At 39.8% G+C, this 5,955-nt stretch carries 3 protein-coding genes; 1 reads left to right on the forward strand and 2 read right to left on the reverse strand.

All coding sequences use genetic code 11. The features are described 5' to 3' along the window. Positions 1-642: 642 nt before the first annotated feature. Complete coding sequence (locus GVN22_RS26610; RefSeq protein ID WP_166554045.1) at positions 643-1,752, reverse strand: SUMF1/EgtB/PvdO family nonheme iron enzyme; 1,110 nt, start codon at positions 1,750-1,752, stop codon at positions 643-645. A 502-nt stretch (positions 1,753-2,254) separates the two neighbouring features. Between GVN22_RS26610 and GVN22_RS26615 the strand changes: the two genes are divergently transcribed. Beyond that, positions 2,255-5,086 carry a caspase family protein gene (locus GVN22_RS26615; RefSeq protein ID WP_166554046.1) on the forward strand — a complete coding sequence of 944 codons (2,832 nt, stop codon included), beginning with the start codon at positions 2,255-2,257 and terminating at the stop codon, positions 5,084-5,086. Positions 5,087-5,166: 80 nt separating this feature from the next. On the opposite strand, the gene GVN22_RS26620 is transcribed toward GVN22_RS26615, so the two are convergent. Then, positions 5,167-5,955, reverse strand: a 789-nt coding sequence (locus GVN22_RS26620) for a hypothetical protein (RefSeq protein WP_205691051.1), incomplete at its 5' end; no start/stop codon positions are given.

Consider the following 5,955-nt stretch of genomic DNA (forward strand, 5'->3'; position numbering starts at 1 on the left):
TGGAGCTTGGTAACTACAAAACTCTTGCTTCCCTTTCTTTTTACCTAATTTGTCCCATTTTTTAGTAGGGTAGAGTATGTTGGATTATACAACTATACTACTATTTTCGTAACTAAAAATTATAACCATTGATAATGTTGATAGTCTGAAAAGTCTAATATAGAAAATGGCGATTCCTATTGAATATGATGAAAAGCTTGCATTAATAAGTTTACCTGATACTTCTACTGTTTTTTACCCAGTTGACACTTACATTATCTATGAACAGAACCTGTTGGGTTAGCTTATACAAATGGAGATCTTGTGCTTTTGGTATCAGAATAGGTAAATCAACTTTTCTCTGTATATGTGATAAATGTATGATTTAAGTCTGTGTAGCTATTGAAAAAACATATCGACTAACTCCCAAAAAACAAATTAATACCATTTACTTAATACTATTATTCAAAATAAACATTAATAAACGGTACAAGTATAATTTATATTTTTTATCAGAGTAGATATGATTCCAAATTCTTTATTTGCTTGTACCCAAAAACGAGCGTTTAATAACAAAAAGAACTATTATATGAAAATATACAAAATAAAATCCCCACAGAGTGTCTAATTCTCAGATGGGGACTTTACTTGAGTGTGCTTACTCTATTGAATTACAACTCTGAATCCAGTAATATTACTATTCCCATTAGGGGTCCCATAACTTCTACTATAAACACCAGAATTGAGATATGGATCAAGCCAACAACCGCCTCTAAGTACCTTGTTCAAACCTGATGATGGAGGGTTAGGGTAAGAGCCATACCAATCTGAGCACATTTCATATACATTTCCTGACATGTCGTATATACCTAACTCATTAGATTTTTTCAGGCCTACAGGATGCACTCTCATAGAGCTGTTGCCATTGTACCAAGCTACTTCACTTGGATCATTGCTGCCAGCATAGGCTTTACCTGTAGATGTACGACCACCCTTTGCCATATATTCCCATTCTGCCTCTGTTGGTAAACGATAAGTCTTTTTAGTCATCTTTGTCATCCATTCACAAAAAGCTATTGCGTCAGCGTGGCTGAGGTATAATACTGGATTAGGGTTATCTTTTAGATTAGTATAAACAATTCCTTCTGAGTCATAACGCCAATTGACACCTGATTTTGCAATTGGTATTTGACCAGTCTGAGTATAAATATAGCTTTGTTTGGCTCGTTCGGCATCGGTTAGATAACTAGTTGCTTCAATAAATTTGTTAAATTCTGATACTGTTACTTCATATTTTCCTGCATAAAAACTAGTAACAGAAACAAGATGTGCTGGTCCTTCGTCTGGAGAGCCATTACTTCTGCCCATCGTAAATGTTCCTCCGTTCACGAGTACACTCTCTACTGGTTTAGCATAGTAATATTCGCCTGATAAGGTGTAGGTTCCACAAGAACTTGTAATATTGGCTTTTATATCAAATTTACCATCTACATTCAAGCTAATTTCTGAAACACTAAAAGGTGCGCTGGTACTGGATATTTCTCTAATCTTGACTCCATTTTGTGAAATACTCCAATCTACTTGAACTATGTCAGTAGTAGCTGATAGCGATAGTGAAATAAGGGATTGGGACAAAGTAGATGGATTACCTACTGTGAAAGATTTTGCCTGCTCACAAGCCCTTGGGGTAGGTGTATTTTCAATTACATCATGTTTGCAGCTAAAAAAGGCTAGACAAATAGAAAGAAATAGGAAAGTTCGTGTAAGTAACATAGTATAAAATGATTAAGTAAATATGTTTGGATTTTTGAGGAATAAAAATTACTTGGAATGTATCCTAATAGATAACCTGTTATCGTAGTAAAGAACTAGTTTGGTCAAGTGAACATCTCAGTTGCTTTACATCCATTTATTCACAAATCATTCGATACCTTAACAGTTCTGTTGAATGAAAACTGAAAATTTTATATCAACCAGAAGCACTTTTACCGTATAATAAATTTTTGATAAAAATTGATCATTGAATATCAACTTTGTGAAGTTTCAAAATTTTATAATAGACTCTTGTTAAGGTTTTATCACAAAGTGGTATTTATATAATAAGAAGTAACTGTTACTTGATAGCACTTTAATCACCCTAAAAGAATGATTTACTATATCTGTGGCATACTTTGTCAGTATTTTTCTGATGGTGAGTATCATCAAGCTAACGGATTGACGATTCACGCATAAGGTCTTATTAATAGAATAAAAGATATCATAAACTACCTCCGACATGTACAAACAATACCAACCCATCATACTTATCTTTTTGCTCGTATTTCTTGTGCAAAATGCCTTTGCGCAAGAAACCTTCTTACGGCGGAACTTGCCCATGCACAGTACCACTATAAGACGTATTAGTACCGATGCCCAAGGGCAGTATTTGCTCTCAGGTTCAAACGACAAAACTGCCAAGCTCTGGGATGCCCATACAGGCTCCTTGCTACAAACCTACCGAGTGCCCATGAGCCAAGGCAACGATGGACAGCTTTATGCCGCCGCTCTTGCCCCCGATGCCCGTGTGGTAGCACTGGGCGGCTGGACAAATAATAACGTGTCTGGCAATCATTCTATTTATTTACTCAACCGCCAAACAGGCCAACTTTTGCATAGAATTACGGGCTTGTCGGGGGTAATCCTCGACCTTGAGTTTTCGCCAGATGGACGGTATTTAGTAGCAGCTTTGGGGGGAAGCAATGGGCTGCGGGTGTATAGCACCCAAAACTGGCAAGTCCAAGCCAGTCTTACGAGTTATGGAGATGCCAGCTATAATATCGCCTTTGCACCTACGGGACAATTCGCTTCTGTCTGCTTTGATGGTTATTTACGGCTCTATGATACCCAGTTTCAACTACAACAAGAGCAAAAACTGGGCAACCAATCTTATTCCTTGGCTTTCTCTCCCGATGGAACTAAGCTCGCCGTAGGCTTTGAGGACTCCCCCAACATACAGGTATTAGATGCCCATTCCTTAGCCTTGCTTTACCAGCCAGACGTAACAGGGGCTAATACGGTAGGGAATCATTTGGAGATGGTCGCCTTCTCACCCGATGGCAATGAGCTATGGGCAGGTGGTTTTTACAGTCAATACCATGAGGAGCATTGGTGGTTTCAAATCCGTCGTTGGGCTAGGGCAGGCAAAGGCTCTTATCAAGACTTTGATGCCACGGAAACCACAATTTTAGACCTTAAAACATTGCCGAATGGCGAGCTTTGGGTGGCTGGCTCTGCCCCAGACCTTGCTCGCTTTGCCCCCGATGGCAAAAAGCTTTTTTATCAAAAACATGATAACTTGAATTTTAGAGCCAAGGACAATACTCATTTACAAGTTACCACTACGGGGCAAGACATAGGCTTTACGCCTTTGGGGCAAAATGCCCTAAGCTTCTCAGTTGCCGAGCGTCGTTTAAGCATGCAGTCGCTTAGGGGACAAAGTTTCGTTGAAAACAAAGCAGGCATAAGCCTTAGCAATTGGAATGTCTCCTACAGCCCCCTGCTCAATGGTCAAAAACTTAATTTCTTAGCACAATATGAAAAAAGCTATTGTGTGGACATTGCTCAAACAAGTTTCGTCTTAGGAACTGGATGGAACCTATATGTCGCCGATGCCCAAGGCAAAAAGCTTTGGGAAACCCCTACGCAAGCTACAGTTTGTGCTGTCAATATCACAAACAATCAGCAAGCGGTGGTAGCTGCCATGGGCGATGGTACTATCCGTTGGTACAGGCTATCGGATGGGCAGTTGTTGCTAACGCTCTATGTACACGCCACTACCCAGCAATGGGTGCTATGGACCCCCTCTGGCTACTATGATGCCAGTGCTGGGGCTGAGGATTTCTTGGGCTGGCACCTCAACCAAGGCCAAGACCAAAGCCCTATGTTTTATCCCATCAGCAAATTCCGTAATACCTTCTATCGCCCCGATGTGATAGATAGAATCCTTGTCACCTACGATGAGGCTCAGGCGGTGGAGCAGGCAAATAGCCTCAATAATCGTAAAAAAGTCAGTACTGATGTAGTACAAATGTTACCCCCAACAGTAACTATTGTGAGTCATGCCAACAATCAAGCTGTAAACACCACTAATCTAACCCTCAGATATACCCTCAACTCGCCTAATGCCGAACCTATCATTGGTGTACAAGCATATATAGATGGTAGACCTGTTGCGGTAGAGAGAGGAATGAAACCGACTTTCAGTATCAATATAACTATACCTCCAAGAGACTGCAAGGTATCTATCATAGCTGAAAACCGCTTTGGTTACAGCGAACCTTCTATTATTACACTTCGCTGGAATGGAAAAACCGAAAGTTCTGTTCCCAAGCCAAGGTTGTATATCTTATCTATTGGAGTGAGTGAGTATGTTAAGAAGGAATTTAAACTAGATTATCCTGCCAAGGATGCCACTGACTTTGTAAATGCCCTAAAAGAACAGCAAGAGAAGTTATATGATGTGGTAGAAGTAAAACTACTCACCAACCAAGCCGCTACCAAAGATAATATTCTAGAGGGTCTTGAGTGGTTGCAAAAACAAACTACCAGTAAAGATATAGCCATGCTGTTTTTGGCTGGACATGGAACCAATGATAATACCAACAATTTCTATTTCATGCCATACAATGCCGAAGAGCAGTCTCTCAAGCGAACCTGTGTTTCTGGTGCTGACATTGGTAGTACAGTTCAGGCTATTGCTGGAAAAATACTTGTCTTTACGGACGCTTGTCATTCAGGAAATGTGTTTGGCTTGAAACGAAGTCCTAATGTAGATATTTTAATCAATGAACTTAGTAGTGCCGAAAATGGAGCTATTGTTTTTACTTCATCCACAGCCAAACAATCTTCTCTTGAAAGCAGTACTTGGAATAATGGAGCTTTCACCAAAGCACTAGTAGAAGGAATTAAGGGAAGTGCTGATAAAAGTCAAAGAGGTTATATTTCGGTTAAATCGCTAGATGCCTATATCTCAGAGCGCGTTAAGGAGCTCACAAAAGGTCAGCAGGCTCCTGTTACGCTATACCCCAAAGGAGGAACAGCAGACTTTCCTATTGCGGTGGGGAGGTAGCCCAAGCAATAGAAATGCTCTTAAGAATCTTTCACTGAGAATCAAGAGCATTTTTTTACTTCTGGCTTTAAAAGAGCGCGCTAGAAGATGGGTTTGCTTTTTACCTTTAGTTGAGTGGATAAGTAAATGATTCTTCTTCCATCGAACCAGGAAATCTTGCTCAAAGTGCGAAACCACAGCGGCGGCCGCCACTCGATGAGCCACTCATTAGCATAACCACGGTCAAGCACATGTAGGATGCCTTTTCCTACTTGTTTTTGTAGTTTTCCTAGCATCCGAAAAATAATGTTTCGACCACATTCCTTGTATTTGCCACGGGTAGTCCACCAACTCATTTGACATACACTTACAGACTCACCCAAAGCTGAGAGCAACGTACTTGTCCAATGATAACCAGGAACACAAATACGTTTACTAGGAGGAGAATAGTATCCTTTTTTAATCCGTGTTAGTCGTTTTACTTTTGAGCTTTCTACACTATAAAGTCCCTCTAAAAACCAAGTTTCAGCCTTTTCTAGCCAACTATCATCCCAAAGTATCAGCGGGCGTTTTCCTTGTTTTACTAATGATTCAAGCCTTTTTCGAGTTTGATTAAAGAGAAAATTATCAATAATAGTAGATGTCCATTTTGGGGAACGTAACAGATTATTGATGCGCTTTGTCCCAGCGGGAGCATGTGCAAAACCACAGATATATCCACCTAACTCACTAAGCAATAATCCCATAGAATTATGTCGATGTAATAAAATGGCAACTATTAAATTGTAAAAAGTACGAACTAAACGCTTATCCAGAACAGAATCTAAGGATAATTGGACATCTGAAAGATAAAGATCAAGTTTATGAAGAAGTAAATGAGAGAGTCTTGA

This window comes from Cellulophaga sp. BC115SP (assembly GCF_009905545.1).
GTDB classification, from domain to species: Bacteria; Bacteroidota; Bacteroidia; order Cytophagales; family Spirosomataceae; genus Flectobacillus; species Flectobacillus rivi.

What these genes read in the sequence shown, in the direction of transcription:
- GVN22_RS26610 (WP_166554045.1), bottom strand. Translation starts at nt 1,752, where the DNA reads ATGTTACTTACACGAACTTTCCTATTTCTTTCTATTTGTCTAGCCTTT.
- GVN22_RS26615 (WP_166554046.1), top strand. Translation starts at nt 2,255, where the DNA reads ATGTACAAACAATACCAACCCATCATACTTATCTTTTTGCTCGTATTT.